Annotated in this window: 25 protein-coding genes; 16 read left to right on the plus strand and 9 right to left on the minus strand. The window is 66.7% G+C overall.

The genetic code is table 11. The features are described 5' to 3' along the window. Positions 1-3: 3 nt before the first annotated feature. Positions 4-669 (minus strand): DUF3043 domain-containing protein, encoded by a 666-nt coding sequence (locus QPC17_RS03765; protein WP_285347484.1) that lies wholly within the window; start codon positions 667-669, stop codon positions 4-6. A 143-nt stretch (positions 670-812) separates the two neighbouring features. On the opposite strand from QPC17_RS03765, the gene QPC17_RS03770 reads away from it, so the two are divergent. The 4 genes from QPC17_RS03770 (at position 813) to QPC17_RS03785 (ending at position 4,665) form a co-directional block, all read left to right on the plus strand. Next, positions 813-2,114, plus strand: coding sequence for a dipeptidase (locus QPC17_RS03770; protein ID WP_236698627.1), 1,302 nt, complete (start codon positions 813-815; stop codon positions 2,112-2,114). Then, entirely contained in the window at positions 2,115-3,200 is a 1,086-nt protein-coding gene (locus QPC17_RS03775; protein WP_285347485.1) for a hypothetical protein, read from the plus strand. Positions 3,201-3,305: 105 nt separating this feature from the next. Further along, positions 3,306-3,650: a HesB/IscA family protein gene (locus QPC17_RS03780; protein WP_062612299.1), complete on the plus strand. Its 345-nt coding sequence runs from the start codon at positions 3,306-3,308 to the stop codon at positions 3,648-3,650. Between the two features lie 49 nt (positions 3,651-3,699). Continuing rightward, positions 3,700-4,665 (plus strand): FKBP-type peptidyl-prolyl cis-trans isomerase, encoded by a 966-nt coding sequence (locus tag QPC17_RS03785; protein ID WP_083200496.1) that lies wholly within the window; start codon positions 3,700-3,702, stop codon positions 4,663-4,665. Positions 4,666-4,735: 70 nt separating this feature from the next. Here QPC17_RS03785 and QPC17_RS03790 read toward each other — a convergent pair whose 3' ends face one another. Further along, on the minus strand, positions 4,736-5,350 hold the full coding sequence (locus tag QPC17_RS03790) for a superoxide dismutase (protein ID WP_285347486.1): 615 nt from the start codon (positions 5,348-5,350) through the stop codon (positions 4,736-4,738). 204 nt (positions 5,351-5,554) lie between these two features. On the opposite strand from QPC17_RS03790, the gene QPC17_RS03795 reads away from it, so the two are divergent. After that, the gene (locus tag QPC17_RS03795) at positions 5,555-5,962 is read left to right on the plus strand and encodes a response regulator transcription factor (protein ID WP_062612305.1); all 408 of its coding nucleotides are present in this window, start codon (positions 5,555-5,557) and stop codon (positions 5,960-5,962) included. Then, positions 5,959-7,020, plus strand: coding sequence for an anthranilate phosphoribosyltransferase (gene trpD / locus QPC17_RS03800; protein WP_101923443.1), 1,062 nt, complete (start codon positions 5,959-5,961; stop codon positions 7,018-7,020). The genes QPC17_RS03795 and trpD overlap by 4 nt, the downstream gene beginning before the upstream one ends. A gap of 81 nt (positions 7,021-7,101) precedes the next feature. On the opposite strand, the gene QPC17_RS03805 is transcribed toward trpD, so the two are convergent. The 3 genes from QPC17_RS03805 to QPC17_RS03815 are packed head-to-tail and all read right to left on the minus strand — an operon-like array spanning position 7,102 to position 9,600. Next, positions 7,102-7,380 carry an Lrp/AsnC family transcriptional regulator gene (locus tag QPC17_RS03805; RefSeq protein ID WP_062612309.1) on the minus strand — a complete coding sequence of 93 codons (279 nt, stop codon included), beginning with the start codon at positions 7,378-7,380 and terminating at the stop codon, positions 7,102-7,104. 55 nt (positions 7,381-7,435) lie between these two features. Then, entirely contained in the window at positions 7,436-9,202 is a 1,767-nt protein-coding gene (locus tag QPC17_RS03810) for a DEDD exonuclease domain-containing protein (protein WP_285347487.1), read from the minus strand. Positions 9,203-9,231: 29 nt separating this feature from the next. Then, positions 9,232-9,600 (minus strand): hypothetical protein, encoded by a 369-nt coding sequence (locus tag QPC17_RS03815; protein ID WP_068538355.1) that lies wholly within the window; start codon positions 9,598-9,600, stop codon positions 9,232-9,234. 106 nt (positions 9,601-9,706) lie between these two features. Between QPC17_RS03815 and QPC17_RS03820 the strand changes: the two genes are divergently transcribed. After that, positions 9,707-10,930, plus strand: coding sequence for a pyrophosphate--fructose-6-phosphate 1-phosphotransferase (locus QPC17_RS03820; RefSeq protein WP_062612314.1), 1,224 nt, complete (start codon positions 9,707-9,709; stop codon positions 10,928-10,930). Positions 10,931-11,028: 98 nt separating this feature from the next. Further along, entirely contained in the window at positions 11,029-12,381 is a 1,353-nt protein-coding gene (locus QPC17_RS03825; protein WP_423838572.1) for a class II 3-deoxy-7-phosphoheptulonate synthase, read from the plus strand. Between the two features lie 28 nt (positions 12,382-12,409). On the opposite strand, the gene pknB is transcribed toward QPC17_RS03825, so the two are convergent. Both pknB and QPC17_RS03835 read right to left on the minus strand, forming a co-directional pair. Then, positions 12,410-14,431 carry a Stk1 family PASTA domain-containing Ser/Thr kinase gene (gene pknB, locus QPC17_RS03830; RefSeq protein ID WP_285347488.1) on the minus strand — a complete coding sequence of 674 codons (2,022 nt, stop codon included), beginning with the start codon at positions 14,429-14,431 and terminating at the stop codon, positions 12,410-12,412. 61 nt (positions 14,432-14,492) lie between these two features. Further along, positions 14,493-15,752 carry a lytic transglycosylase domain-containing protein gene (locus tag QPC17_RS03835; protein ID WP_285347489.1) on the minus strand — a complete coding sequence of 420 codons (1,260 nt, stop codon included), beginning with the start codon at positions 15,750-15,752 and terminating at the stop codon, positions 14,493-14,495. A 136-nt stretch (positions 15,753-15,888) separates the two neighbouring features. On the opposite strand from QPC17_RS03835, the gene QPC17_RS03840 reads away from it, so the two are divergent. Next, the gene (locus QPC17_RS03840; protein WP_244899201.1) at positions 15,889-16,239 is read left to right on the plus strand and encodes an Rv2175c family DNA-binding protein; all 351 of its coding nucleotides are present in this window, start codon (positions 15,889-15,891) and stop codon (positions 16,237-16,239) included. Between the two features lie 3 nt (positions 16,240-16,242). Here QPC17_RS03840 and QPC17_RS03845 read toward each other — a convergent pair whose 3' ends face one another. Beyond that, the gene (locus QPC17_RS03845; protein ID WP_285347490.1) at positions 16,243-17,292 is read right to left on the minus strand and encodes a polyprenyl synthetase family protein; all 1,050 of its coding nucleotides are present in this window, start codon (positions 17,290-17,292) and stop codon (positions 16,243-16,245) included. Between the two features lie 117 nt (positions 17,293-17,409). On the opposite strand from QPC17_RS03845, the gene QPC17_RS03850 reads away from it, so the two are divergent. From QPC17_RS03850 to QPC17_RS03860, 3 genes are read left to right on the plus strand one after another with little or no spacing between them, the layout of a single operon-like run. After that, complete coding sequence (locus tag QPC17_RS03850; RefSeq protein WP_082661066.1) at positions 17,410-18,513, plus strand: DUF4192 family protein; 1,104 nt, start codon at positions 17,410-17,412, stop codon at positions 18,511-18,513. 42 nt (positions 18,514-18,555) lie between these two features. Continuing rightward, positions 18,556-18,954, plus strand: coding sequence for a universal stress protein (locus QPC17_RS03855; RefSeq protein WP_062612325.1), 399 nt, complete (start codon positions 18,556-18,558; stop codon positions 18,952-18,954). Positions 18,955-19,011: 57 nt separating this feature from the next. Then, positions 19,012-20,709, plus strand: coding sequence for an RNA polymerase sigma factor (locus QPC17_RS03860; RefSeq protein ID WP_371440118.1), 1,698 nt, complete (start codon positions 19,012-19,014; stop codon positions 20,707-20,709). Between the two features lie 50 nt (positions 20,710-20,759). Here QPC17_RS03860 and QPC17_RS03865 read toward each other — a convergent pair whose 3' ends face one another. Beyond that, on the minus strand, positions 20,760-21,362 hold the full coding sequence (locus tag QPC17_RS03865; RefSeq protein ID WP_062612693.1) for a 3'-5' exonuclease: 603 nt from the start codon (positions 21,360-21,362) through the stop codon (positions 20,760-20,762). 169 nt (positions 21,363-21,531) lie between these two features. On the opposite strand from QPC17_RS03865, the gene QPC17_RS09615 reads away from it, so the two are divergent. The 4 genes from QPC17_RS09615 to QPC17_RS03880 all read left to right on the plus strand — a co-directional run bounded on the left by QPC17_RS09615 (position 21,532) and on the right by QPC17_RS03880 (position 25,912). Continuing rightward, positions 21,532-21,642, plus strand: a complete 111-nt coding sequence (locus tag QPC17_RS09615) for a DUF7455 domain-containing protein (RefSeq protein WP_423838576.1) — start codon at positions 21,532-21,534, stop codon at positions 21,640-21,642. A 110-nt stretch (positions 21,643-21,752) separates the two neighbouring features. After that, positions 21,753-23,885, plus strand: a complete 2,133-nt coding sequence (locus QPC17_RS03870; protein ID WP_068538349.1) for a DNA gyrase/topoisomerase IV subunit B — start codon at positions 21,753-21,755, stop codon at positions 23,883-23,885. A 33-nt stretch (positions 23,886-23,918) separates the two neighbouring features. Next, positions 23,919-24,947: a GNAT family N-acetyltransferase gene (locus QPC17_RS03875; protein ID WP_062612329.1), complete on the plus strand. Its 1,029-nt coding sequence runs from the start codon at positions 23,919-23,921 to the stop codon at positions 24,945-24,947. Then, positions 24,947-25,912: a GNAT family N-acetyltransferase gene (locus QPC17_RS03880; RefSeq protein ID WP_062612331.1), complete on the plus strand. Its 966-nt coding sequence runs from the start codon at positions 24,947-24,949 to the stop codon at positions 25,910-25,912. Before QPC17_RS03875 ends, QPC17_RS03880 begins: the two co-directional genes overlap by 1 nt. Positions 25,913-25,916 lie beyond the last annotated feature (4 nt).

Here is a 25,916-nt window from a genome sequence, read left to right on the forward strand (position 1 = left end):
GGCCTACTTCGACTTTGCGCCGCGGGCACCCTTCATCTCTGCGCGCGTGCCGCCCGCCGGGTATTCGCCCCGTGACACCTGCGGGGCGGGCAGGCGCCAGCGGCGCAGGTAGAAGCACCGGCCGAGCATCTGGAGGTAGAAGCCCGAGGGGACCTCGCCAAACTTGTGCATGGCCGCCTGCTTCGCCCGGCGGCTGACCCACATGGCGTGCAGTAGCATGATGAGGAAGACCACGTACATGCCCCACACTACGGGGATTACGATCTGCGGGAAGCGGCCCTGGAAGAGGATGAGGGGGAGCAGGAGTAGCGCGGCTGGCATGAAGAATGCAGAGATGGGTGCGGCGGCGTCGATGTAATCGCGCCCGAAGGAGCGGATGGGGCCGCGGTGCTGGGCGGGCATGTTGCGCTCGTCGCCCGTGCGCATGGCCTGCTGCTGCTTTTCGTACAGTTCATTCGAGCGGGCGCGCTCTTCGGCCTTGCGTTGGCGCTTTTCGGCCTTGGACAGGGACTTGGTGTCGGCAACAAGGGGGCGGCGGTTGCGCGCTTCGACGTCCTTACGCCGAGGCGTGGGCGCGCCCTTGGCAGCGGTGTAGCCCTTGCGCTGTGGCTCCACAGGAGTGGAGAGCGAGGAGTCTTCCAAATCCGACCTCTTCTTTGATCCGAACACGGCCATCCTTATCTTTGAGCTGTTGGTGTTCAGTCTAACGGCACGGCCCGACATTTCTGGAAACCGCGGCGGTTATGCCCGCCACGGTGTGCGCTAAAGTGGTGGGTATGTACCACGACGTAGTTTCTTCAGTAGACGAATCAATGAACGACTCCCTGGCCGCGCTGTCTGAGCTGGTCGCCATCCCGTCAATCTCCGCCGATTCCTTCGACCAGTCCACCCTTGCCGAATCCGCGCAGTGGATCGCGAACAAGGCCCGCGGCCTCGGCTTTGACACGCGGGTCATCCAGGTCGAGGGCGAGGCCGGAACGGGCCGCCCCGCCGTCCTCGCTACGCGCGCGGGCGAACCGGGCAAGCCCACCGTGGTCCTCTACGCTCACCACGACGTCCAGCCCGTGGGCGACCTGGCCCTGTGGGACACTGACCCGTTCGTGGCCACCGAGCGCGACGGGCGCCTATACGGCCGCGGCACCGCGGATGACAAGGCCGGCGTCGTCGCCCACCTCGCCGCTGTCGCCGCAGCGCGCCCGGGCGTGGGCATCACCCTTTTCATCGAGGGCGAGGAGGAGGTCGGCTCGCCCACGTTCGTCGACTTCCTGCACGCCTACAAGGCCGAGCTCGACGCCGACGTCATCGTGGTGGCCGACTCGAACAATTGGAAGGTGGGCACGCCGTCGCTCACCACCTCGTTGCGTGGCGTCACCCAGGTGTCGGTCACGGTCACCGCGCTCGACCACGCGCTGCACTCGGGCATGTACGGCGGCCCGGTCCTCGACTCGGTCACCCTCGCCTCGCGCCTGATCGCCACGCTCCACAACGACGCGGGCGACGTTGCAGTCGAGGGCCTGCTCGCCACCGACGACACGCCGGTCGACTACCCCGAGGAGGAGTTCCGCTCAGATGCGGGCCTACTGGAGGGCGTGCGCCTGGCCGGCTCGGGTTCGATCACCTCGAGATTGTGGACTAAGCCCGCGATCGCCGTCACCGCCATGGACGTCACCCCCGTCCGCCTCACCTCCAACACGATCTCCCCGTCCACCACCTTCGTGCTCTCCCTGCGCGTGGCCCCCGGCCAGGATTCGGGCGAGGCGGCCGAGAAACTCATCGATCACCTCAAGGCCCACGCGCCCTTCGGCGCGCACGTGGACTGCGTAATCAACGAGCGCGGCCCGGCCTTCCAAGCCTCCGGCCAGAGCGAGGCCTCCCAGCTCATGGAGTGGGCGCTTGGCGAGGCCTGGGGCACGGACCCGGTGGACATCGGCGTGGGCGGCTCGATCCCGTTCATTGCCGACCTAGCCCGTGAATTCCCGCAGGCTCAGATCCTCGTGACCGGCATCGAGGACCCGGACACGCGCGCCCACTCGGCCAACGAGTCGCTCCACATCGGCGACTGGCGTAATGCGATCGCCGCCGAGGCGCTGCTGCTCACCCGGCTCGGCGAGTAGATGCACGTCACCCTCGTCTGCTCCGCCCTCCCCGGGATGGGGCCGCGTGCCGTGTGTGAGCGGGCGAGCGCCGCGTGGCGTGAGGTCCGCCCGTACGACGACGTCCTCGCACTTCTCACGTCCGAAGGCGCGGCCGTAGCCCACGCGGGCACGGGGCTCGACGACGTCGTGCAATCGCGCCACCTGAGCGCCCGGGCGGTTGAGGTGGGCGCCGGGGCGGAGCGGCGAGTGCACTGGGTGTGGGACGGCGGGGCGATGATCGACCTGGCCGATTCCTTTTCCTGGAACGGGCGCCCAGAGGGCTCCACGGCCTTCCTGGGCGCCGACCTCCTCGCGCTGCGCGATGCCGGCGCCCGGCGCATTCACGTGCACCTGCCCGACCTCATGAGCCCCACCGACCTCGGCCGCGGGGTCCTGGGGGAACTGGCGGGGGAGGCCCTCGGGGATGACGGGCTGGGGGCGGCCCTCGAGGCGGCGCGCGCGGCCCTGCGGGATATGGCACTGACCGTCACCTACCCCTCCGACCTGCCGCTGCTCGGGGTCAACGGGATGGCCCGGGCGTGGGCCACCCGTGGCTTCGACGGCTACCGCGCCCAGGACTTCGAACGCGAGGCGGGCGCGTGGATCCACGAGCTGGGTCAGGCCGCGGGTGCCAGCACGCGGCGCTCACTCGTGGGCGCCGATATCGACCCGCGGGCCGGGTACGCGGGCCCGGGAGGGGGACTAGGCCTCATGCTGCAGCTACTGGGGGCATCGACGTCGTTGGTGGGCGACCACCTCGTGGCCGGGCACATCCCGGAAACCGACCTCATCGTCTACGTGCTGGGAACCATCGGCGTGGATCTGCCCTCGGGGCTCCACGCGGCCGCCCGTTCGGGCGAAGAACAGGGCGTGCCCGTCGTCGTACTCAGTGACGCCGCAGGCATGCGCAAGGGCGAGCTACCCCGCCTCGGGCTGCACGGCGCCTACGAGATGCGCCCCGAACGCTTCGTCGACGACGCGGACACGCTCGCCGACCTGTCCCGCCTGCCCCAGCTCGTCACCACCTCGATGCGCACGATCGCCTCCACCTGGGGCTGGGATTAGGCCTGCCCAATCGATCACGCTCAGCTGAATGGGACGTGGCCAACATAGAGACTGCCAGCGTGAGGCGGTAGTGTGTGTCCAGAACACTATTTTATGGAGGTATTCATGAGCGAAACCGTCGCAACCCACGGCGTTACCCTCACCGAGGTCGCCGCAGCCAAGGTCAAGTCCTTGCTCGAGCAGGAGGGCCGTGACGACCTTCGTCTGCGCATCGCCGTTCAGCCGGGCGGCTGCTCCGGCCTCATGTACCAGCTCTACTTCGACGAGCGTCTCTTCGACGATGACGCGGTGGCGGAGTTCGACGGGGTCGAGGTCCTCGTGGACGCCAAGTCGGCTCCTTACCTTGACGGCGCCACGATCGACTTTGCTGACACGATCGAGCGTCAGGGCTTCACCATCGACAACCCTCAGGCACACGGCACCTGCGCGTGCGGAGAGTCGTTCCACTGAGACCAGAGTTCCCTGCCACGTGGTGGGGAACAACTATGTGAGGAGAAGAATGCGCGTACTTGCTAGTGTGACCGCTCTCGCGCTCGCCTTTGGCGCCGCCGCCTGCAGCTCGGAGTCCGATCCGCAGGCGCCGGAGGAGACCACCACGTCAGCCAACCAGACGCCGGGCACGCAGATGCCCACGCTCGACGATTCGGGGGAGAACCCGATCCTGTCCTTCCCCGACTCGAATGCGCCCGCGGGCTTGAAGGTCGAGGTGCTGGAGAAGGGCGAGGGCCGCGAGATCGTGGCCACCGACACGGTGGTGGCCCACTACGTGGGCCAGGTGTGGGGCTCGGAGGAGCCCTTTGATTCTTCCTTCAGCCGCGGGGCGCCGGCAGCGTTCTCGTTGTCGAAGGTGATCCAGGGTTGGACGCAGGGGCTCGCGGGGCAGACCGCCGGCTCGAAGCTCATCCTGTCCATCCCCTCCGACCTCGGCTACGGTCCGAGCGGTGGCAACGAGGCGGCGGGCATTGGTGAGACGGACACGATCGCGTTCTACATAGAGCTGGTCGACGCATACGGCGTGGACCAGGCGGGCGATGCGAACGCCACGATGCAGGCCGACCTGGCTGACCTCCCCGTGGAGATCGAGGGTGCGCTCGGCGAACCGGTCACGGTTACGGTCAAGGAGGGCGCTGAGGCCCCCACCGGCGAACCCGTGGTGACCGTGATCGCCCGTGGTAACGGCGAGCCGGTCGGTGGCGAAGGCACCACGATCTACGACCAGTACGCGATGTCCTTCTGGGACAACTCCGCCTCCGAAGTCACCTACGGCACTTACGGGCCGCAATCGCAGACACTCGGCGCGGGTAGCTTCTTCGATTCCCTTGCGGGGATCCCGGTGGGTTCCCGTGTGCTCGTGGAGGTCCCGGCCTCCGAGGGCGGTGAGGATGCGGCGGCGCCGGCCTACGCCGTCGTCATTGACATCCTCGGGCAGATCGAAGCCGCGCCGGCCGCGTCGTCCGGCAACTAATCGAGACTCGCCGGCAACTAGTCGAGACACAAAAGTGGGGCCCTCACGGGCCCCACTTTCTTATTGCGTCTTAGCGGACGATGAGGGTAGCATTCTTCGCGTCGGCGTAGCGGGCAGCCACGTCCTGCCAGTTGAAGACGTTCCACACGGCCTTGACGTAATCGGCCTTGACGTTGAGGTAGTCAAGGTAGAAGGCGTGCTCCCACATGTCGAGCATGAGGATCGGGTAAGTGCCCACCGGGACGTTGGCCTGCTGGTCGAACAGCTGGAAGGTGGTCAGGCTCTTGCTGATCGTGTCGTAGGCGAGGACGGCCCAGCCGGAGCCCTGGATGCCGGTAGCAACCGCGGTGAACTGCTTCTTGCAGTTCTCGAACGAACCGAAGGCCTCGTTGATCGCCTCAGCCAGCTCGCCCTCGGGCTCGCCGCCACCGTTCGGGGAGAGGTTCTTCCAGAACACGGAGTGGTTAGAGTGTCCACCCAGGTTGAAGGCCAGGTCCTTCTGGAACTGGTTGATCTTGGAAAAATCGCCCGCCTCGCGCGCCGCGGCCAGGTTCTCGAGGGCCTTGTTGGCGCCGTCGACGTAGGCCTGGTGGTGCTTGCTGTGGTGCAGCTCCATGATCTTGGCCGAGATGTGCGGCTCGAGAGCGGCGTAGTCGTAATCAAGTTCGGGCAGTGTGTACACCATGTTTCCTCCAACGTCGAACCCGCGGGCCCTCGTGGCCGCGGAGGTCTACGCCCTCCAGTATCTCGCACGGACAGGCCCATGTGGGTATTAAGTCCGTATATGCGCGCACAGCGAAACTCGTCCCGATCGGCGATCGTGGATGAGTTCTACGAAACAGGCACGAATCGGTAGTATTGGCTCAGAGCCGAGTTAGTGGAGGTAAAAATGACTCAGGACGCTGGCAAGACCTCGGTCGACGTGCTGGTGTATTCGGATAACCGCGATACCCGTAACGATGTGATGAGGGCCGTGGGGCGCCGCGTCGGCAAGGGTCCCGCCATCAATTGGACCGAAGCGGCCACCTGGGAGGGCGCCTACCTCTTGGTGGAGGAAAACCACTTCGATCTGCTCATCCTTGATGGCGAGGCAGCCAAGCTTGGCGGAATTGGCTTTGGAAAAATGGTACGCGACGAGCTGGTGGAAGACATGCCCTACATCGTGCTCATCGGCCGCCCGCAGGACGAGTGGCTGGCGCGCGTGTCCGCGCCGAACGCGATCCTCAACCACCCGGTCGATGCGCGCGCGCTCTCGGCCGCAGTCGCCGATGTCCTTGGGGAGACCCTGAACTCATGATGACCTGGCCGGAGATCACCGCCAAAGTCATTAGCCGCCAGGACCTGACGGCCGAAGAGACGGCCTGGGCGATGGACAAGGTGATGAGCGGTGAGACCTCTCCCGTGTCGCTGGCCGGCTTCCTCACGGCGCTCGCCACGAAGGGCGAGACGATCGACGAGATCCTCGGGCTTGCCGACTCGATGCAGTCCCACGCCACCCCGGTCAGCCTGCCCTCGGATTCGCTCGACATCGTGGGCACCGGCGGCGATCGGCTCCGCACGGTCAACATTTCGACCACGGCCTCCTTGGTCATCGCCGCGGCCGGGGTCAAGGTGGTTAAGCATGGCAATCGCGCCTCCTCCTCGAAGTCAGGCGCGGCCGACTGCCTGGAGGAACTCGGGGTTAACCTTGACCTGCCCGTGGAGGCGGTGGAGCGGATCTTTGATCAGATCGGCATCACCTTCCTCTTCGCCAACAAGTTCCACCCGTCGATGAAGCACGCGGCCACCGCGCGCCGTGAGCTCGCCCTCCCCACCGCGTTCAACGTGCTCGGCCCGCTGACCAACCCGGCCCGGCCCGAGGCAGGCGCGATCGGCGTGTCGAACGCGCGGCAGGCGCCGCTGGTGGCGGGAGTGCTTGCCCGGCGCGGCACGCGCGCTCTTGTCTTCCGCGGCACGAACGGACTCGACGAGCTCTCCACCGCCGCGCCGAACGAGGTGTGGGAGATTCGCGACGGCGAGGTCACCTATCATGACCTGGACGCCACGGCCGATTTGGGCCTGGCGTCCGCCACGGTGGATGATCTGCGGGGTGAGGACGCCCGCTACAACGCGGCCGCCGCGCGTCGGGTGTTGGACGGCGAGCGGGGAGCGGTGCGTGACGCCGTGGCCCTCAATGCCGCCGGCGCGATTGTGGCCGACGGGCGGCTCGAGGGCGTGCGCCCTGGCGACGGGGACTTCGTCACGCGCATGCGCGCCGGTCTGGCGATCGCCGAGGATGCCCTCGATTCGGGCAAGGCCTCCGAGCTGCTGACGCGCTGGGCCGAGCTGGCCCGTGCCGAGAGCGCGCGGGGCTAAGGAGTACCGGGCCAGAGAGTTCGGATACGCGTGTGGGGGTGACGGCCGCTGCCGTCACCCCCACACCCGACTTCGCGGTGTTTAATCGAGCCCGATGTCGAAGGCCGCCTCGAGGTCAGCCTTGGAAAACTCCTGGAAGGCCAGGTAGGTCTTGACATTTTTGACTCCCGGCACCTTGGCGATGTTGCCGGGGATGACCTGGGCCAGGTCCTCGTGCTGGGGGACAGTGACGAGCGCGATGAGGTCCACGTCCCCCGTCACGGAGTAGACCTGGCGCACCGACGACACCCCTGCCACGGCGTCGGCAACCTCGGGGATCTGATCGACTTCGGCGTCGATCATGACAATGGCTGTGATCATGGGTGCTCCTTTTCGTTCGATCGATAGGTCTAGTTTAGCGGGCCGTGGCCTGGGATTATTCCTCCGCGCGCGACTGGGGCAGTAGGGGGAGGGCCACAGCGTAGCCGCCCGCGAGCGAGCGCGTGAGCAACTCGGGCCGGGCGACCTTGATGAGCCGCACGTCCTCGTGCATGAGCCAGGTGGACAACAGGCGTACCTCGTCTGCTGTGACGTGGGCGGCGAGCTCCGGTACGGGCAGCTGCTCGGTGGCCGCGTCCAGCCACGCACCGAGTGCCTCCGGGTCTTCGCCCGGCCGGGTGGCGGCGCTGGCCCGCAGCATGCCGTAGTCGATCACGACGACGTCGAAGCCGCGCCTGCCCCTGCGCGCGGCCACGATGCGCGGATTGCCCACGAGGCTGCGTAGCTCCTCGAGGCTCTTCGCCCCGCCGACCAGAGCGTAGAGGCGGTCCCGTTCGCCGGCCGCCTGCTCGTAGCGTGCCTCGGCGGCAAGGGAGCGGATCTTGGCCAGGGCGTGCGCGGCCGCGGGCGCCACGTTGCCGGCGAGCGCGCTACTCACTGCGGCTACCGCCTGCTCCTGGGGAGCGCCGGTGAGGCAGGGCGCGTCGCACTTGCCGAGCTCATGCAGGTGGCAGGCCGGGCGCCCGTCGGGGGTGGCGGGCAGGCGCGGCGTACACTCGCGCAGGCCCGTTGCCGCCTGTAACAGCTCGACCGCCCGACTCGCCTGCTTGGCGCTACCAAACGGGCCGAGCGCCTGGCCCAACTGGTCGAATCTCACCTTGCGTGTGACCTTGAGGCGCGGAAAGGGCTCGGAGGTAAGCGCCAGCCACGGACGTTGCGCGGAGCGGCGCGACCTGCGGTTGTAGGGCGGGTCCAGTTCGTTGATGAGGCGGACCTCGAGGACGCTGGCCTCGAGCTGGGTGGCGGTGGCAGTAGCCTCCACCGACACCGCTAGGTCGACCATCTCGGCCATCCGTGCCCGGCGTTCTGCCGCCGTGAAGTACTGGCGTACCCGCTTGTAGACGTTGACCGACGTGCCCACGTACAGCACCTCGCTGCCCGGGCCGATGAAGCGGTACACGCCCGTCCCGCGCGGCAGCCCGTCGGCCAGGTGGGCCCGGGCGCGGCGCTTGGCCGGCACCGGGTCCGTGGCAGTCATGAGGTCGGCCAGGTGCGTGACCCCGATCCCGCCCAGGCGGGAGAGGATGGCGTGGAGCAGATCGACAGTCGCCCGCGCGTCGTCAAGCGCTCGGTGGGTGGGCTGAACCTCCGCCCCGCACACGCGCGCGAGCGTGGCGAGCTTGTAGTTCGGAGTCTCGTCGCGGGTAAAGACCTTGCGTGCAAGCCTGACCGTGTCGATCACCGGGTGGGCGGGGAACGAGTAGCCCAGCTCACTGCAGGCGCCCTTGAGGTGGGAGATATCAAAGCGGGCGTTGTGGGCCACGAACACGGCCGGCTCGGTGCCGACGAACCGGAGGAAGCCGGCCATGACCTCGGCCAAGTCAGGGGCGAGGGCCACCATCGAGTTCGTGATCCCCGTCAGCATCGTGATGTTGGCCGGGATCGGCACGCGGGGATTGACGAGCGAAGTGAACTCCTCGATCACGTCCCCTCCGCGCACCTTGACCGCCCCGAACTCGGTGATGGAGTTGAGGCCGGGCCGCCCGCCCGTCGTCTCCAGGTCCACTACCACGAAGGTGACGTCAAACAACGACGGGCCCAGCTCATCGAGCGCGAGCTGGACGGGCGCGGGCGGGGGAGCGCCCTCGCGATGGGCATGGCGCGGGGTGAGGTCGAGTGAGCGGCCGGGGTGTAATTCAGTCATGCCCCAAGCCTAGAACCCAGCTCCGACAATTAAACTCGGGTGCCGTCGTCGCCCTGGCGGTGGGCCCAGGGCGCGCTGAAATACACGCCGGCGGCAGCCGAGACCAGGCCGATCATGCCAAAGACCATCCACCAGTCGCGCGAGAAGTACAACACGTCGGCCACGCCCAGGATGAAGAGGACTGCGACGGCGCCGGTCACCAGGAAGAACAGGCGTGATAGCACGGGCTGAGAGGCAGGCGCGATGGGCTCGGCCGGCGGCAGGTCGGCCGGATCGAAGGCCTCGTCGTCGACCTCCGCCGGGGTCCACGTGCGAAACTGCTCGCGCGGCCCGCGCTCCATCTCCTGCTGGAGCTTGATCCACTCGCCATCCCAGTCGTGGCCATCTTCTTCACGCATGTGCCCACTCTACCGCGTCACGGGCTAGGCCCAAGCGCACGCACCGGCTTCACGATTGACGCTAAGATTGTGGCGGGCACATGTTTCTCAGTTAAGGAAGGTACCTATGACTATTCGCCGCATCGCACTGCTGACCGCAGGAGGATACGCCCCCTGCCTCTCCACCGCCGTGGGTGACCTCATCGAGCGCTACACCAAGGAGCTTCCCGACGCCGAGATCATCGGGTACCAGCACGGCTACCACGGCCTGCTCACGGGCAACTTCGTGGTGTTCGACGACGAGGCGCGCGCCAAGGCCAACATCCTCACCAAGTTCGGTGGCTCGCCGATCGGTAACTCCCGGGTCAAGCTCACCAACTCCCAGAACCTGGTGGATCGCGGCCTCATTAAGCCCGGCGAGAACGCCCTCGAGGTGGCGGCCGAGCAGCTGCGCAAGGATGGCGTGGACGTGCTGCACACGATCGGTGGCGATGACACGAACACCACGGCCGCCGATCTTGCCGCCTACCTCCACGAGCACGATTACGAGCTGACCGTGGTGGGCCTGCCCAAGACGATCGACAACGACATCGTCCCGATCCGCCACTCGCTGGGCGCCTACTCGGCGGCCGAGCAGGGCGCGCTGTTTGCCCAGAACATCGTGGGCGAGCACCGAGTCAACCCGCGCATGCTCATCATCCACGAGATCATGGGCCGCGGCTGCGGCTACCTCGCCGCGGAGACCAGCCGCTACTACCGTGAGTGGCTCGAGGCCCAGGACTGGGTGCCCTCGGCCGGCCTGTCGAAGGAGCGTTGGGACATCCACGCGCTCTACCTGCCCGAGATCACCTTCGACCTCGACGTCGAGGGCTCCCGCCTGCGCAAGATCATGGACGAGCAGGGCAACGTCAACATCTTCCTCTCCGAGGGCGCTGGCGTGAAGGAGATCGTCGAGGAGATCCTCGAGGACGGCGGCGAGGTGGAGCGTGATCCGTTCGGCCACGTCAAGCTCGACACGATTAACCCCGGCGAGTGGTTTGCGAAGAAGTTCTCCAAGATCATCGGCGCGGAGAAGGTCATGGTCCAGAAGTCGGGCTATTTCTCCCGCTCGGCGAAGTCGAACGAGCGTGACCTGGAGCTGATCGGCCAGATGTGCGACCTCGCGGTCGAGTCCGCGATCAAGGGCGTCTCCGGCGTGGTCGGCCACGACGAGGAGAACGGCGACGTGCTCACCACGATCGACTTTACGCGCATCGCGGGCCACAAGGCCTTCGACGTGACCCAGCCGTGGTTCACGGAGCTCATGGAGGCCATCGGCCAGGACTGGGAGCCCCAGCCCACGGCCGAGTAACGGCTGAGCAACTCATAGAAGGCGGGGAGCGAGCGCTCCCTGCCTTCCGTGTGCCGGACCAGATTCGCGCCGGGGCGGTTTATGCCTAGAATCGTTCTATGTTCGAAGATGCAGATGAGATGACCCGCGAGCTCCTGTCGGCATGGAAGGAGCGCTCGGCCAAGCACCAGCCGGCCTACCCGGACGCGGATTTTCTTGGCACCACGGTCGACTATCTGCGCTCCTTGCCCCCGCTCATCTTCGCGGGCGAGGCCGATTCCCTCACGGCGGAGATGGCGCGAGCCTCCCGCGGTGAGACGTTCGTGCTCCAGGGCGGGGACTGTGCCGAATCCTTCGTGGACGCCACGGCTGACAGGATCCGGGCGAAGATTCGTACGATCCTGCAGATGGCGGTGGTGCTGACCTACTCGGCGTCGGTGCCGGTGGTGAAGCTGGGCCGGATGGCCGGTCAGTACGCCAAGCCGCGCTCGAACCCGATGGAGGGCCGCGACGGGCTGGAGCTGCCCTCCTACATGGGCGACGCCGTCAACGGGTATGCCTTCACCCCTGAGGCGCGTACGCCCGACCCGCACCGGCTGGTAGAGGCCTACCAGCACTCAGCGGCCACCCTCAACTTGATCCGCGCCTTCACGGGCGGCGGTTTTGCGGACCTGGCGAAGGTCCACGAGTGGAACCGCGGTTTTTCCGCGAACCCCGCCTATCATCGCTACACGGCGATGGCACGCGAGATCGATAGGGCGATGCAGTTCATGCGCGCCGCCGGAGCCTACACCGATTCGCTGAAGACGGTTGATTTTTACTCTTCGCACGAGGCGCTCCTGCTTGACTACGAGGACGCGATGACCCGCATCGATTCGCGCACGGGCCTGCCCTATAACACGGGCGCGCACTTCCTGTGGATCGGCGAGCGCACGCGCGATGCGGACGGCGCGCACGTGGAGATGCTCTCGCACGTCCAAAACCCGATCGGGGTCAAGCTTGGCCCGAACGCCACCACGGACGAGATCCGCGCGCTCATCGACAAGCTCAACCCGGAGGGCAAGGAGGGCCGGCTGACCTTCATCACGCGGCTTGGGGCTGAGAAGGTGGGGGATAAGCTCCCCGAGATCATCGACGCGGTTCGCGACGACGGCCGGCCGGTCACCTGGATGTGCGACCCGATGCACGGCAACACGATTTCGGTGGGGGACTTCAAGACCCGCCGGCTCGACGACGTGTTGGACGAGGTGCGCGGCTTCTTCCGTGTCCATCGCGAGCTGGGCACGATCCCTGGTGGCCTGCACATCGAGCTCACGGGCGACGACGTAACCGAGGTGCTCGGCGGTTCCGAGGCGATCGTGGAGGCCAAGCTGGGCGAGCGCTACGAGACGCTCGTGGACCCGCGCCTCAACCATCAGCAGTCCCTCGAGCTGGCCTTCCTCGTCTCTGAGATCCTGCGCGAGGACTTCTAGCGCAGGGCGCGCCTCGGACGCCTGGGCGCTAGACGATCGTGATCGTGATGACCGAGCCGGGCTTGACCTTCTCGCCCGCGCCGGGCGACTGAGCTCGCACGGTGCCGAAGTAGCCTCCGAGGAAGCGGTCGTAGGCGACCACGAATCCGGCGTTTTCGAGGATCTGCGTGGCCTCGCCCTCCTGCTTGCCAAACACGTTGGGCACTTCGATCAGTTCAGGGCCCTTGGAGACCGTGAGCGCGATGGAGTCTCCCCGGTAGCGCGATTCGCCCGCTACGGGCTCCTGGGTCATGACGACGCCGGCCTCCACCGTGTCGGAGAATTCCTCGGTCACCGTGCTGGTCAGGCCCAGTTCTTCGAGGCGGGCATTGGCCGAGTCCAGCTTGTCGCGGGTGAGGTCAGGTACCGAGATGGGTTCGCGCCCCTTGGACACGGTGAGCTGCACCAGGCTTGAGTGAGGCACGGATTGGCCGGGCTCGGGCGACTGCGAGATGACCGTGCCCGCGGGCACGGTCTCCGAGTAGGCCTCCGTGACCTCGAGGGTGAGGCGGCCGTCTTGCAGGATCGTGCTTGCCTCATCTTGGGTCTTGCCGGCGACGTCCGGTACGACCACGTGTTCGATCCCGAGCGAGACGACCATAGTGACGGGCTGGGAGGGGTGGATCGGCTCGCCGACGTCGGGATCCACGCTGATGACGGATCCGGCCTCGATGTCGTCGGAATAGTCCTCCGTGACCTCGTAGGTGAGGCCGGCGTTCGTGAGCGCGGCCTCGGCGTCGGCCTGGGCGAGGTTGATGACGTTGGGGACGTTGACTCGCAGGCCGGGGCCCTCCGCGTAGTACCACCACAGCCCGTAGGCGCTGCCCCCGATGAGGGCGATGAGCAGCAACAGCAGGACGGGCCAGCGCCGACGGCGCGGCCTGTCTTGGCTGACCTCCGTGTCGTGGCGGCGTTCGAGCACCGCAGTGTGCGACATGGCTGGCGGGATGGACGCCGGCAGGGCGTCGTCGGCCGGCTCGCGTTCGGGCGACGCGTCCGAACGCGAGCCGCCGGGAGCCGGAGCCTTGGACGCGACCGGGGCTACGGCGTCGGCGGGCAACACCGACGTGCCACCGGAGGGTACCCGCGCCGACTCGGCTGGGAAGACGGGGATGCGACGGATGAGCGTTTCTTGCGGGAGGGAGGCGATGACGTCGGTGAGCGCGTCGAGCGCGGCGCGGGCATTGACCGGGCGCTTCGAGGGGCTCTTGGCGGTAAAGAGCGCGATGAGGGAGTCGACGGTGGCGGGCATCCAGTCGGCCTGGTCGGACAGGCGCGGCATCGTCTCATTGACGTGTTTGAACGCGACGTTCATCGCGGTCTCGCCGCGGAAGGGCAACTGGCCGGCGATGAGCTCATAGAGCATGACGCCCACCGAGTAGATGTCGGCCGTCTTGGACGTGGTGCCATCCGAGATGAACTCCGGGGCCACGTAGCCCACGGTGCCCAGCATCGAATTCGTGTGCGTGGAGGTGGCGTCGGTGGCGGCGCGGGCCAGGCCGAAGTCGGTGAGCTTGGCCTGGAAGCGCGGCTCGAGTGCGGTGGTCTCCAGTGGTTCGGTGAGCAGGACGTTTTCGGGTTTGATGTCGCGATGGATGATGCCGGCGTCGTGAGCAACCGCGAGGCCCTCGAGCACCTGGCGCGTCAGCTCAAGGCTGATGCCGAGGGGGAGCGAGCCGTAGGTGTTGAGCTCCGAACGCAGGTCCGGCCCGGACATGAGCTCCATGACGAGGTAGGGACGATCGCCCGTGGGCAGCGTGGCCACCCCCTGGTCGTGGACGGCGACCACGTGCTGGCTGGACAGGCCTGCGGCCGCGCGCGCCTCCGAGATGAAACGACGCACGAAGTCAGGCTGCTCGGCCAAGTGGGCGTGGATGACCTTGATCGCGACCTTGCGCTCCAGGCGCCGGTCCGAGGCCTGGTAGACGGTCGCCATGCCGCCGCGCGCGATGCGCGCGCTGATTACGTAGCGATCGTCAATGACCTCGCCGAGAAGTGGATCAAGTTTCACGCTTCCTACCTTAGCGAAAGCCGGCCACTACCATAGGCAGTGACCGGCCGTGTCTTTCGCTTTAGAAGCGGGCCATGGCCGCCTTTACCTTCGCCACGTAAGCGACGGTGTCGGAGCGCATGCCGTACTTTTTCACGCCGCCAAGGCCCTGGTAGTAGCCTGCGATGCCCTCATCGAAGCTCGATGCATTGTTTTGCAGGTAGCGGATGATCGACACGCCCGCCACCACGTTGTCATACGGATTGAGCAGGTCGAGGTTGCGGCCGACCATCTGGGAGGCCCACTGGCCCGAGGACGGGATGACCTGCATGACGCCGATCGCGTTGGCGGGAGAGACCGCCGTGGCGTCAAAGCCGGATTCGACGAAGGCGTGCGCGAGGGCCAGGCGCGGGTCGACCCCCATGTCACGAGCCACACTGACGATCATCGACTGGACCTCGGCGCGCGAGGGCTGGGCCTTGCTGATGAGCGCGTACTTGTTGTCGTTCGCGGCCTCGACCGTGGAATCGGCGTACGTGTAGCCGGGGAAGTTGTTCTGCACCAGCTGCGGGCGGGAGGTCTGCGTTCCCGACGACGACTGGCCGGCGTTCGCCTGCGGAGCGGACTGCGCCGCGCCGCTGATGACGAGGGTCTGGCCCACGCCGATGCGGTTCGGGTTCGAGATACCGTTGGCGGCCACGAGTGCGGCGACCGTGGTGCCGTGCTTGGCCGCGATACCCGACAGGGTGTCGCCCGCGCGGACCACGTAGGTGGTGGCGGCCGGGGCGACGGGCTTGGTGGCAGGAGCGGCGGGGGTGGCCGGCTTAGCTGCGGGAGCTGTGGTGGCAGGTGTCGTGGCCGGTGCGATCGTCAGGCGCTGACCCACGTGGATGAGGTTAGGGTTCGCGATGCCGTTATCGGCGGCGAGCTTGGCCACGGTGGTGCCGTGGGCGGAGGCGATCCGGCCTAGCGTGTCGCCGGCCTTGACCACGTAGGCCGTGGTGGCCGGGGCGGACTGGACGGGCGCCGCAGGAGCCGCGGGGGCCGCCGCCTGTGCGGCCGAGGGAATCTTCAGCTGCTGGCCGGGGAAGATGAGGTTGACCGAATTTAAGGAGTTGGCCCGGGCGATCGCGGTAATGGTGGTACCGGCGCGCTTGGCGATTGTGGAGAGCGTGTCGCCAGGCTTGACCTGATAAGTCATCTCGGGGTCCTTGAAGACCGGGGTCTTAAAGACCGGGGCTTGCGGGGCCGGAGCGGTGGCCGCTTGTGCGACGGGTGTGATGAACGTGGCGGCCGTGGTTGCTACGAGCGCGGCACCGGAGCGCCGAAGCCATGAGGACATGGAACCTCCATTAGGGCTTTGCACATGTGACATATGTGCAAAGTGGTAAGAATGTTATTAATGATTCACCTGAGACATTAGTCGACTCGGCGGCGTGTTTCCACCCAAATTTTGAAAAGTGGGCTATATTGTGCGCGTGTTTGACGACCTTGAGTATCTGTCAGTGCCAGAAGTCGGCCATCGGCTGGGAATTCGCCAGCAGGACGTGCGCACAATGCTAAACGACCGTCGGCTGCTCGCCGTGCGGCGCGGGCCCAATCGCGCGCTCATGATCAGCGTTGACCAAATCGCAACCAAGGATGGCGCCGACGTCGCCCTGCCTTCGCTTCACGGCACGCTTACCATGCTCGCCGACCGCGGTTTTGACGAGGAGGAGGCCTTCGCCTGGCTCCACACCGACGAGTCGGAGCTGGGGGTAGCGCCGATCGACGCGCTACGCGCCGGCCATCACAGGGCCGTGCGCCGCGTCATCTTGGGGCTCGGCTAAGTGCTAGGAGCGCCGCTCTTCGAGGCTGCTCATCGCTGCGCGCAGCAGGGGTGCCTCGGGCAGGGCGTCGGCCGCCGCTAGCGCCTGCTCCTCGTAGTCCCGGATCATCTGCTCGTGCGCAGCGAACGCGCCCGAGGAGCGCACGATGTCACGCACCGCCTCGACGTCGGCCTCGGTGAGGTCGCGCCCGAGGGCCCCGTCGACCAGGGCGCGGTCGGCGTCGCTGGCCATCTCCCGTACGAGCGCGAGGAGGGCGGTGTGCTTACCTTCGCGGAGGTCGCCTCCGGCGGGTTTGCCGGTCTGGTTGGGGCTGCCAAAGATGCCGAGCTCGTCGTCGCGCAATTGGAAGGCGATGCCGAGTGGGCGGCCGACAGCCGAGAGGGCGTCGATATCGGCGGGGGAGGCCCCGGCGAGCGCGCCACCGATCATGAGGGGCAGCTCCACCGAGTAGCGGGCGGACTTGTGGCGTAGGACGAGGAGGGCCTCGTCCAGTGCGGTGCCGAGGTCGTCGCGCAGGGGGGTGGTTTCGGCGCGCAAGTCAAGGTACTGGCCGTAGGCGGTCTCGGCCGTCATCTCGTGGAAGAGCGTACGGGCGCGGGAAAGCGCTGCGGCGTCGGCGGCCTCTGCCCGGTCAATCTCGAGTGCCGCGAGGGAGAGCAGGAAGTCGCCGAGCAAGATCGCGGCTTTGGCCCCGAAGTCCTCGGCCTGGCCGATCATGCCCAGGTCGGCGTGCGTGGCGCTGAAGGCGCGGTGTGAGGCGGGTGCGCCGCGGCGGGTGTGAGATTCGTCGATGATGTCGTCGTGGACGAGGGCGGAGAGCTGATAGAGCTCGGCCGCGGTGCCGGCGTAGACGGGGCGGCCATCCCCGCCGAAGGCCTCGTGGCCGGCCGCGATGAGGAGGGCGCGTGTACGCTTACCGGACGCGGCGAGCGTGCGGGCCGGGGCGAGGAACTCCCGCCAGTGGCAGGTGGCGGCGGGGTCGTCGATAAAGGGCGCAGATTCGTCAAGCGCGCGGATGAGGCTGTGCGAGACAGCCGAGCTAAAACTCTCCATGCCCTGAGCCTATCGGCAAGGGCGAAAGTTAACCACATCCGCGCTTCGCGTACACCCTATCCACATTTGTGGGTATACACGGCAAGGATTACGCAGGGCGTTCGCAATACTTGCGTCATGGAAAGAATACGACTCAATCACCCCCATGAAATGCTCGCCCTCTTCCCCTACCTCTTCGGCTTCAAACCGAAGGAATCCGTGGTCCTTGTGGCGCTGACTGGAATCCACGGAAGGGTGGGCGGGCCCGTCGCTCGCGTCGATGCCCCCAGGGTGCACGCGGGCATCATCGACGTCGCACTCGAATTCGTCGACACGTTCTGCGTCAAGGACCTCTACATCGGCTGGTACGGCTCCGACCTGCACACCATGCTCGATGACCGCGATTCGGTGGACATCCTCGACACGGTGGGCCTTGCCTGCCAGCAACTGATCAACATGCGCACGGGTGGCGACGGCTGCGTCACGGTGGGGATGACCGACTACGACTCGTGGGCCGCCTGCCTCGACGCCCGCCACGGCACCTGGGAGGACCTGTGCGCCGAGGATCTCGTTATGCCCTTCGCCGAACTCGAGGCTGCCCCCGCCGTCGCCCAGGCCGTCTTCGACGGCAACGCGCCTGCGGGCAGGGAGCCGCCGCAGAAGCGGATGCGCCTGGAGTGGCCCGAGCGTCGTGACGCCGTAGCCGCCGCGCGCGCCTGGAAGGGAGGCAAGCGGCGCGGAGTGAAGCTGTGGCAGGGCGTTCTCGACGCGCTCGACGCCGGGGCAGACCCCGCAAGCGCGATCGGAAGCGAGGAGACGGCCGGTCAGCTCATCGCCGCGATGCACGACATCCTGCTACGCGACCAGCTCATCCTCTTCGGTGTGGACAAGGGCACGGTGAAGATGGGAGGAATCTCGGCCCAGCAGCTCATGAAGAAGCTGAGCGCCGTTCGAGAGCCCGCGCCCGAGCGCATCGGGATCATGATCGACCTCTTCGAATACCTAGCGGAGCGTTCCGACGACGCCGAACCGGCGCCCGCCGCCATGGCCGGCTACCTCTCCTGGTGGCAAGGAGACACAGATCGGGCGCTGATGAACGCCGTGTTGGCGATCGGATCGGACTACACGTACCCGCTGGCCAAGCTCGTTATGCACGCGCTCCACGTCAATCTGCCCTCGCCCAAGGACTACCCGCTTAAGCTCGTGAGAGAGCGTGAGCCGTCTTGGAACGGGGTTGAATAAACGTGTACATTTGAGAATAAATCCGACATAAGGAGGGGCGATATGGCGGTTATTGTTCCTGTCAGTCACGGCGGACGCGACGACGCGCTGAGTAGTGCCATCAGGCTGTGCAGGCGCGAAGATCAACCGCTCATCGCCCTCCTGCGCCGCCCAATCGGCGAATTCGAGCAGGAAGAGATCGATTCGGAGATCGATGAGCTGACCGACCGGCTCGATGGAGCCGACATCGGCTTCAGGATCGACGTGCGGGTCGATGAGACCGACCTGGCCACGCAGATCTCGGAGCTGGCGCGCGAGGAGTCCTCGTTCGTCGTCGTCTCGCTCGCACACAAGCCCGCCGGCGGAAAGCTCAGGCTCGGCTCGCAAATCCAAAAGCTCCTCCTCGAGTGCCCGTGCTCTGTGCTCGTGGTCCGCGAGCAGGGCGCTGAGGGGAATAATTAGGCCACGCGTGCGTTGACCTTAAGCGCGGAATCATGATTCGTCACGATTACCGCTATAATGGGCGAGTTGTACTACGAAAGGTTGCATGTGGCCGCATCAAAGTCTCAAGCTGTTACCCCCTCTTCTACCAGAGAGGTGTCAGTCGATGTCGCTGCGTTGCCGGGGATGAAGGTCGCCGAGCTACGCGCGCTCGCAAAGGAGCTCGGGCTTCAGTTGAACTCGCGTGCGGTCAAGGCGGAGCTGGTTGAGGCGATTACCGCCGCGGCGCCCGGAAAGGTTGCCGGCACGGACGGCCCCGCGAAGGCGGAGACTCCCGCCAAGAAGGCACCTGCTGCCAAGCAGGCCGCCAAGAAGGAAGCGTCCGCCAAGGCGACTGCCGCTGACGAGCAGGCCACCCAGCCCGCACCCGCCGAGCTGTCCAAACTCAAGGTGGGCGAGCTGCGTGAGAAGGCCACCGAGCTGGGCGTGGAGAGCCCCTCGAAGCTGCGCAAGGCCGAGCTGGTTGAGGCTATTCTCGCCGCCGCCCCGGCCAAGGCCGCGGTCGAGCCGAAGGTGGAGGACGAGGACGAGCCCGAGGAGAGCCCAGCCTCCCCGGATGAGCCGGAGACGGACGAGGAACTCGATGAGGACCTGGATGATGAGGACCTCGACGAGCTTGAGCTCGATGACGACCTGGACGAGGACTCCGGCGAGGACGAGGAGGGCGAAGACGAGGAGCGAGAAGACGAGTCGGCCGACCAGTCGGTGGTCATTACCGCCGAGGCGGCCAAGACGTCCAAGGGCGCGTTCGTCGTCAAGGATTCGGACGATACCGACGAGCCGGCCCAACGCGTACTCGTGGCGGGTGCTACCGCCGATCCGGTCAAGGATTACCTCAAGCAGATCGGTAAGGTGCCCCTGTTGAACGCGGCCGAGGAGGTCGAGCTCGCCCAGCGCATTGAGGCGGGCCTGTTCGCCCAACACATCCTCGACACCACGGAGATTGAGGACCGCAAGTACCACCGCGAGCTCGAGATCATCGCCCGCGACGGGCGCAACGCCAAGAATCACCTGCTCGAGGCGAACCTGCGCCTCGTAGTCTCGCTCGCCAAGCGCTACACCGGACGCGGCATGCTCTTCCTGGACCTCATCCAAGAAGGCAACCTTGGCCTCGTGCGCGCGGTGGAGAAGTTCGACTACGCCAAGGGCTTTAAGTTCTCCACGTACGCAACCTGGTGGATCCGCCAGGCGATCACGCGCGCGATGGCCGATCAGGCCCGCACGATCCGCATCCCGGTGCACATGGTTGAGGTCATCAACAAGCTCGCGCGCGTCCAGCGCCAGATGTTGCAAGACCTCGGGCGCGAACCCACTACCGAGGAGCTGGCACGCGAGCTCGACATGACCGAGGAGAAGGTCATCGAGGTGCAAAAGTATGGCCGCGAGCCGATCTCGTTGCACACGCCGCTGGGTGAGGACGGCGATTCGGAGTTCGGCGACCTCATCGAGGACTCCGAGGCCGTGGTCCCGGCCGACGCGGTGGGCTTCACGCTCCTGCAGGAGCAGCTCCACCAGGTACTTGACACGCTCTCGGAGCGCGAGGCCGGCGTGGTCTCGATGCGCTTCGGCCTCACCGACGGCCAGCCGAAGACTTTGGACGAGATCGGCAAGGTCTACGGGGTCACGCGCGAGCGTATCCGCCAGATCGAGTCGAAGACGATGTCTAAGCTGCGCCACCCGTCGCGGTCGCAGGTGTTGCGCGACTACCTGGAGTAACGGCCGGGGCCGCCCGGGCCGCCCAGCATCACGCGCCTGGAGTAGGACGCCTAGCTGATGGGCGCCCAGCACCGGGCGCGTTCCCATTGGGCGGGGTAGACGGGGGCGCCGTCGCGGTTCGTGGCCGTGTCAGTGTAGCGCTGGCCGCGCTGTTCGAACTCCACGTAGTAGCGTAGGAGGCTGGCGCAGGTTTCGGCGTCGTGCATGGCGCGGTGGCGCGGTGCGGGCGGCAGTCCGAGCCGTTTGGCCACCCCGCGCAGCGAATGCGATCCCGGGGGCAGGTATATGCGTGACTGGTCCATCGTGCACACGCACGCCCCCTCGTCGAGGCCAAGGTCGTACCCGGCCCGCGCAAGCTCGCGGCTGAGGAAGGCGCGTTCGAAGGCGGCGTGGTGGGCCACGAGCACCCGCCCGGCCAGCAGCTCGAGCACCCGCCCGGAGATCTCCGCGAAGCGCGGAGCGCCTGCGAGCGCGGCGTCGGTCAGGCCGTGGATCTCCACCGCGGAGGTGGCGCGGCCGGGGTTGACGAGACTCTGCCACCGCCCTTCCTCGACTAGGTTGCGGTCAAGGAGGATGACCGCGATTTCGACGATGCGGTCGGCGCGGCGGTCGAGCCCGGTGGTCTCGACGTCGACAACGGCGAAGGAAGTCATGGCCACCATTGTTCCACACCGCCTTTAGGCCGCAGGCGAACGTGGGTGAGATAAGAGGAATAATGCGGGCGCGACGTGCTTTGATCGTAGTGTGAACGCAATACTTGATACTCCCGTGCTAACCGCCGCTGACCGCTGCGATGCCTGCAACGCACAGGCCTACGTCCGTGTGGAGTTGCCGTCGGGTCAGCTTCAGTTCTGTGCCCATCACTGGCGCAGGCACATGCCAGCCTTGGAGAAGGTGGCCATTACTGTCATTGACGAAACGAACCGGGTATAACACTCGTTCGCGGGGGCCGGCGCGAGCCGGCCTTTTTCTTTGCCCGAATGCGCTTCGTGGCGCGTTCTACTCCGCGTGCGTCCCTCACAGGGTGGCGGCGAGCGGCTATCATGCCAAGCGTGTCAAGTACTGAAAAGCAGGAATATAACGCCCGCCACCTGTCGGTCCTCGAGGGCCTGGAAGCCGTGCGCAAACGCCCGGGCATGTACATCGGCTCCACCGATTCGCGCGGGCTCATGCACTGCCTATGGGAGATCATTGACAATTCGATCGACGAGGCGACCGAGGGCTATGCGTCCTCGATCCGCGTGACGCTGTTCTCGGACGGCTCGGTTGAGGTGGAGGACAACGGGCGCGGCATCCCGGTGGACGAGGTGCCGGGCACGGGCGCCTCCGGCGTCGAGGTGGTGTATACCAAGCTGCACGCGGGCGGCAAGTTCGACTCGGCCAACTACGGTTCGGCCGGCGGCCTGCACGGTGTGGGCGCCTCGGTGGTCAACGCGCTCTCCCAGCGCCTCGACGTGGCCGTCAAGCGCGAGGGCAAGGTGTGGGAGATGTCCTTCCAGCGCGGCGAGCCCGGCGTGTTCGACGACGCCGGCGCCCCGGCCCCCGACGCCCCCTTCACCCCGTTCACCACCAGCTCCGAGCTGCGCGTGACCGGGAAGGTGGCGAAGAAGGTGACGGGCACGCGGGTGCGGTATTGGGCTGACCCGGAGATCTTCCCGAAGGATACCGAGTTTTCCTACGCGCACTTGATCGAGCGCGTGCGCGAGAAGGCCTTCCTCGTGCCGGGCCTCGAAGTCGTCGTGCGCGACGAGCGCGGCCTGCCCGAGCGCGCCGACGCGCCGGTGGAGGAGGTCTTCAAGTACGACGGCGGCGTGGTGGACTTCGTCGACCATCTGGCCACCGACCCGGCCGTGTCTCGCACCATGCACCTGACCGGCCAGGGCACGTTCGACGAGACCGTCCAGGTGCTCGACAAGAAGTCGGGCCATCTGCGGGCGCGAGAGGTGGAGCGCGTGTGCGACGTCGACATCGCGCTGCGCTGGGGCAACGGTTACGACACGCGCGAGGAGACCTTCGTCAACATCATCGCCACCCCGAAGGGCGGCACGCACCTGGTGGGCTTCGAGCAGGGGCTAGTCAAGGTGGTCCGCGCCCAGATCGAGGCCAAGTCGCGCCAGCTCAAGGTCACGGCGCGCGATCCGCGCATCGAAAAGGATGACATCCTGGCGGGCCTCACGGCCGTCGTCGCCGTGCGCTTCCCCGAGCCGCAGTTTGAGGGGCAGACCAAGGAGGTGCTGGGCACGGCACCTATCCGCGCGATCGTGGCGAAGGTGGTCGAGGAGGGGCTAACGCGCGAGTTCGCTTCCACCAAGCGGGATGCGAAGGGCGAGAACCAGCGCGTTTTGGAGAAGGTGGTGGCGGAAATGCGCGCCCGCGTGGCCGCCCGCACCCAGAAGGAAATCTCGCGGCGGAAGAACGCGTTGGAGACGTCGTCGTTGCCGGCGAAGCTGGCCGACTGCCGATCGGACGACATCGAGCGCACCGAGCTGTTCATCGTGGAGGGAGATTCGGCGCTCGGCACCGCCAAGCTCGCCCGCGACTCCGAGTTCCAGGCCCTGCTGCCGATCCGCGGCAAGATCCTCAACGTGCAAAAGGCCTCGCACACCGACATCTTGAACAACCAGGAGGTCTCTTCGATCATCCAGGTGGTAGGGGCCGGCTCGGGGCGCACCTTTGACCTGGACGCGGCGCGCTACGGCAAGGTGATCTTCATGACCGACGCGGATGTGGACGGCGCCCACATCCGCACCCTGCTGCTCACGCTGTTCTTCCGCTACATGCGCCCCCTTGTGGAGGCCGGGCGCGTGTATGCGGCGGTCCCGCCGCTGCACCGGGTGGAGGTGGCAGGCCGCGGCGGAAAGAAGGGGGAGTATATCTACAGCTACTCCGACGCCGAGCTGCACCGCATCCTCGCCCGTCTGGAGAAGAGTGGGCGCACGTACAAGCAACCGATCCAGCGCTACAAGGGCCTGGGCGAGATGGACGCCAACCAGCTGGCGGAGACCACCATGGATCCATCTCACCGGATGCTGCGTCGAGTGTCGCTCGCCGACGAGGAGGCGTTGCGTTTCGCCGAGGACACCTTCGAGCTGCTCATGGGATCGGAAGTGGCGCCGCGGCGCGATTTCATCGTCGAGGGCGCGGACGATATTTCGCGCGAGCAGATCGACGCGTAGGCGTTGCACGGCACCATTGGTAGACTGAGGCATATGCAGACGGGAGAGATCACGGGACGTTCACTCGCACAGCGTTTGGCTGCGCCGAGCGAGCTGGCGGGGCCAAGCCCCCACCTGGGGTTGACCTGGGCCCGGCTCGCCGCAGGGGACCTCGACGAACTGTCCGAGCTCCTGGCCGAATCGGCCGACCCGGAAATCTGCGACGAGCTCCGCATCCTCCAGCAGGTCACGCCATGGGTAGAGGCCAGCGAGGAGGAGCGGAAGAACCTGGACGCGATCGTGGGACGCGACGCCAGCGGTCAGCTCCAGGCGATCGGGCTTGTCTTCAACAATCCCCACCCGCTCACCGAGGCCCAGGCCAACATCTACGGCGTGATCCGTCCGCACTGGCGCGGCCGTGGCATCGGCCGGGCGCTTCTCGAGTGGCAGGACGGGCGGGCGCGTCAGCTCATGCTCGACGCCGGCTACGACCTGCCGGCCTCTATCCGTTCCAGGGCACGGCTATCGAACATGGAACGACGCCGCCTGCTCGCCGCTGGCGGGTTCTCCCCGCACACGCGCTGGACGTACATGGACGTGGACTTGGGCGCCGAGCACGCCGAGCACGCGCGCGGTGCAAGGGCGCGCCTCGAGGAGCGCGGCATGGAGCTCATCGCCTTTGACGACAAGCATTCGGATGAGGTGCTGCGCCTGCACAACCGGATCTCGATGGTGATGGATCGGCGCCAGCCCATGTCGCAGGCCGAGTGGGTGGACTGGATGACGCCGGAGGATCGGGCGACGTCGGTGCTACTCACTGACGGCTCGAACCTGGTGGGCTACTCGCTCAACTCCGCCGACGGGTCCACGATGTGCGTGAAGTTCTACGGGGTGGAGCGCGGATTTCGCCACCAGGGCATTGGCACCGACCTGGTGGTGGCCCAGATGGGAACCGCGTTGGAACGGGGGATCGCGCACATGCGCGTGCCGGTGATCTCCGAGGCGACGCCAGCTACCGACTTCCTTACGTCTTATGGCTTTTTCGAAGGCTCCTCCCAGATCCTCTACTCGATTGATATCTGATGGCTGACTGGACGTGGAGTGCGCTGAGCGCGGAGGACGGGCCTCACGTGTACGCGATCATCGCGGCGATTGAGGAGGCCGACTCCGCAGCGAACCGAACCACCCGGCACGAGGTGGAGGGATATTTTGCCGACTCCCACGCCTGGCGCGCCCAGGGCGTGTGGGAGGGGGAGGAGCTCGTGGCCTTTGGCCTGGCCCGGACCCCGGCAAAGAACGCCGGCGAGCACCCGATCACGATCTCTGGTGGGGTGGCGCCGTCGTGGCGCTCGCACGGGGTGGGCCACAACCTGCTCGAGCGCCAGCTCCGCACGGCCCACGATCTTGCCACCGAGCTTGGTCTGGACGACGCGCTGGTCCAAATGTACGTGGATGCCTCGCAGGGCGCCCTGTTTGAGATGGCCACCCGTTTCGGCTTCCGCGCCAATTCGCGCTACGTGCAGATGCGGCGGAGCCTGGACGTACCCGCCACGGTCACTGAGGTCTCCTCCTACATTCAGATCGTCAAGATGGGCACGGACTGGGTGAAGGATTCGCGCAAGGCCCATAACCGCGTGATGGCCGAAAACGAGATGTCCGCGATGAGCGGCAATGCGTGGGCCAAGCGCCTGGAGCAGATGGACGAGGACCTGTGCCTGGTGGCGATCGATCTCTTCGGGGATCGGCCCCGGCTCGCCGGCTACGTGCTGGCCTCCCGCTTCGCGTCGGGCCTCGACGGCCACGGAGTCGACAACACGGTGCCGGACGAGGGCTACATCGAGGAGATCGTGGTGCTGCCCGAATGGCGCGGCAAGCACGTGGCCTCTAACCTCCTGGCCACCGCCGTGGAGCGTTTCCGCGCGGCGGGTCTGAGCTACATCGGGCTGGACGTCACGGCCGACGGCGCGGACTCGGACCTCGTCACGGTCTTCGAGCACTTCGACTTCACGCGTGTGGCCGAGACTTATATCATGACCACGCGCGTCTAGCCGG

The organism is Trueperella bernardiae, assembly GCF_030246965.1.
GTDB lineage: Bacteria > Actinomycetota > Actinomycetes > Actinomycetales > Actinomycetaceae > Trueperella > Trueperella bernardiae.

Bases quoted from the DNA above. Each gene is read 5' to 3' on its own strand.
- QPC17_RS03770 (WP_236698627.1), top strand. From the start codon at position 813: ATGAACGACTCCCTGGCCGCGCTGTCTGAGCTGGTCGCCATCCCGTCA.
- QPC17_RS03775 (WP_285347485.1), top strand. From the start codon at position 2,115: ATGCACGTCACCCTCGTCTGCTCCGCCCTCCCCGGGATGGGGCCGCGT.
- QPC17_RS03780 (WP_062612299.1), top strand. From the start codon at position 3,306: ATGAGCGAAACCGTCGCAACCCACGGCGTTACCCTCACCGAGGTCGCC.
- QPC17_RS03785 (WP_083200496.1), top strand. From the start codon at position 3,700: ATGCGCGTACTTGCTAGTGTGACCGCTCTCGCGCTCGCCTTTGGCGCC.
- QPC17_RS03790 (WP_285347486.1), bottom strand. From the start codon at position 5,350: ATGGTGTACACACTGCCCGAACTTGATTACGACTACGCCGCTCTCGAG.
- QPC17_RS03795 (WP_062612305.1), top strand. From the start codon at position 5,555: ATGACTCAGGACGCTGGCAAGACCTCGGTCGACGTGCTGGTGTATTCG.
- trpD (WP_101923443.1), top strand. From the start codon at position 5,959: ATGATGACCTGGCCGGAGATCACCGCCAAAGTCATTAGCCGCCAGGAC.
- QPC17_RS03805 (WP_062612309.1), bottom strand. From the start codon at position 7,380: ATGATCACAGCCATTGTCATGATCGACGCCGAAGTCGATCAGATCCCC.
- QPC17_RS03810 (WP_285347487.1), bottom strand. From the start codon at position 9,202: ATGACTGAATTACACCCCGGCCGCTCACTCGACCTCACCCCGCGCCAT.
- QPC17_RS03815 (WP_068538355.1), bottom strand. From the start codon at position 9,600: ATGCGTGAAGAAGATGGCCACGACTGGGATGGCGAGTGGATCAAGCTC.
- QPC17_RS03820 (WP_062612314.1), top strand. From the start codon at position 9,707: ATGACTATTCGCCGCATCGCACTGCTGACCGCAGGAGGATACGCCCCC.
- QPC17_RS03825 (WP_423838572.1), top strand. From the start codon at position 11,029: ATGTTCGAAGATGCAGATGAGATGACCCGCGAGCTCCTGTCGGCATGG.
- QPC17_RS03835 (WP_285347489.1), bottom strand. From the start codon at position 15,752: ATGTCCTCATGGCTTCGGCGCTCCGGTGCCGCGCTCGTAGCAACCACG.
- QPC17_RS03845 (WP_285347490.1), bottom strand. From the start codon at position 17,292: ATGGAGAGTTTTAGCTCGGCTGTCTCGCACAGCCTCATCCGCGCGCTT.
- QPC17_RS03850 (WP_082661066.1), top strand. From the start codon at position 17,410: ATGGAAAGAATACGACTCAATCACCCCCATGAAATGCTCGCCCTCTTC.
- QPC17_RS03855 (WP_062612325.1), top strand. From the start codon at position 18,556: ATGGCGGTTATTGTTCCTGTCAGTCACGGCGGACGCGACGACGCGCTG.
- QPC17_RS03860 (WP_371440118.1), top strand. From the start codon at position 19,012: ATGGGCGAGTTGTACTACGAAAGGTTGCATGTGGCCGCATCAAAGTCT.
- QPC17_RS03865 (WP_062612693.1), bottom strand. From the start codon at position 21,362: ATGACTTCCTTCGCCGTTGTCGACGTCGAGACCACCGGGCTCGACCGC.
- QPC17_RS03870 (WP_068538349.1), top strand. From the start codon at position 21,753: ATGCCAAGCGTGTCAAGTACTGAAAAGCAGGAATATAACGCCCGCCAC.
- QPC17_RS03875 (WP_062612329.1), top strand. From the start codon at position 23,919: ATGCAGACGGGAGAGATCACGGGACGTTCACTCGCACAGCGTTTGGCT.
- QPC17_RS03880 (WP_062612331.1), top strand. From the start codon at position 24,947: ATGGCTGACTGGACGTGGAGTGCGCTGAGCGCGGAGGACGGGCCTCAC.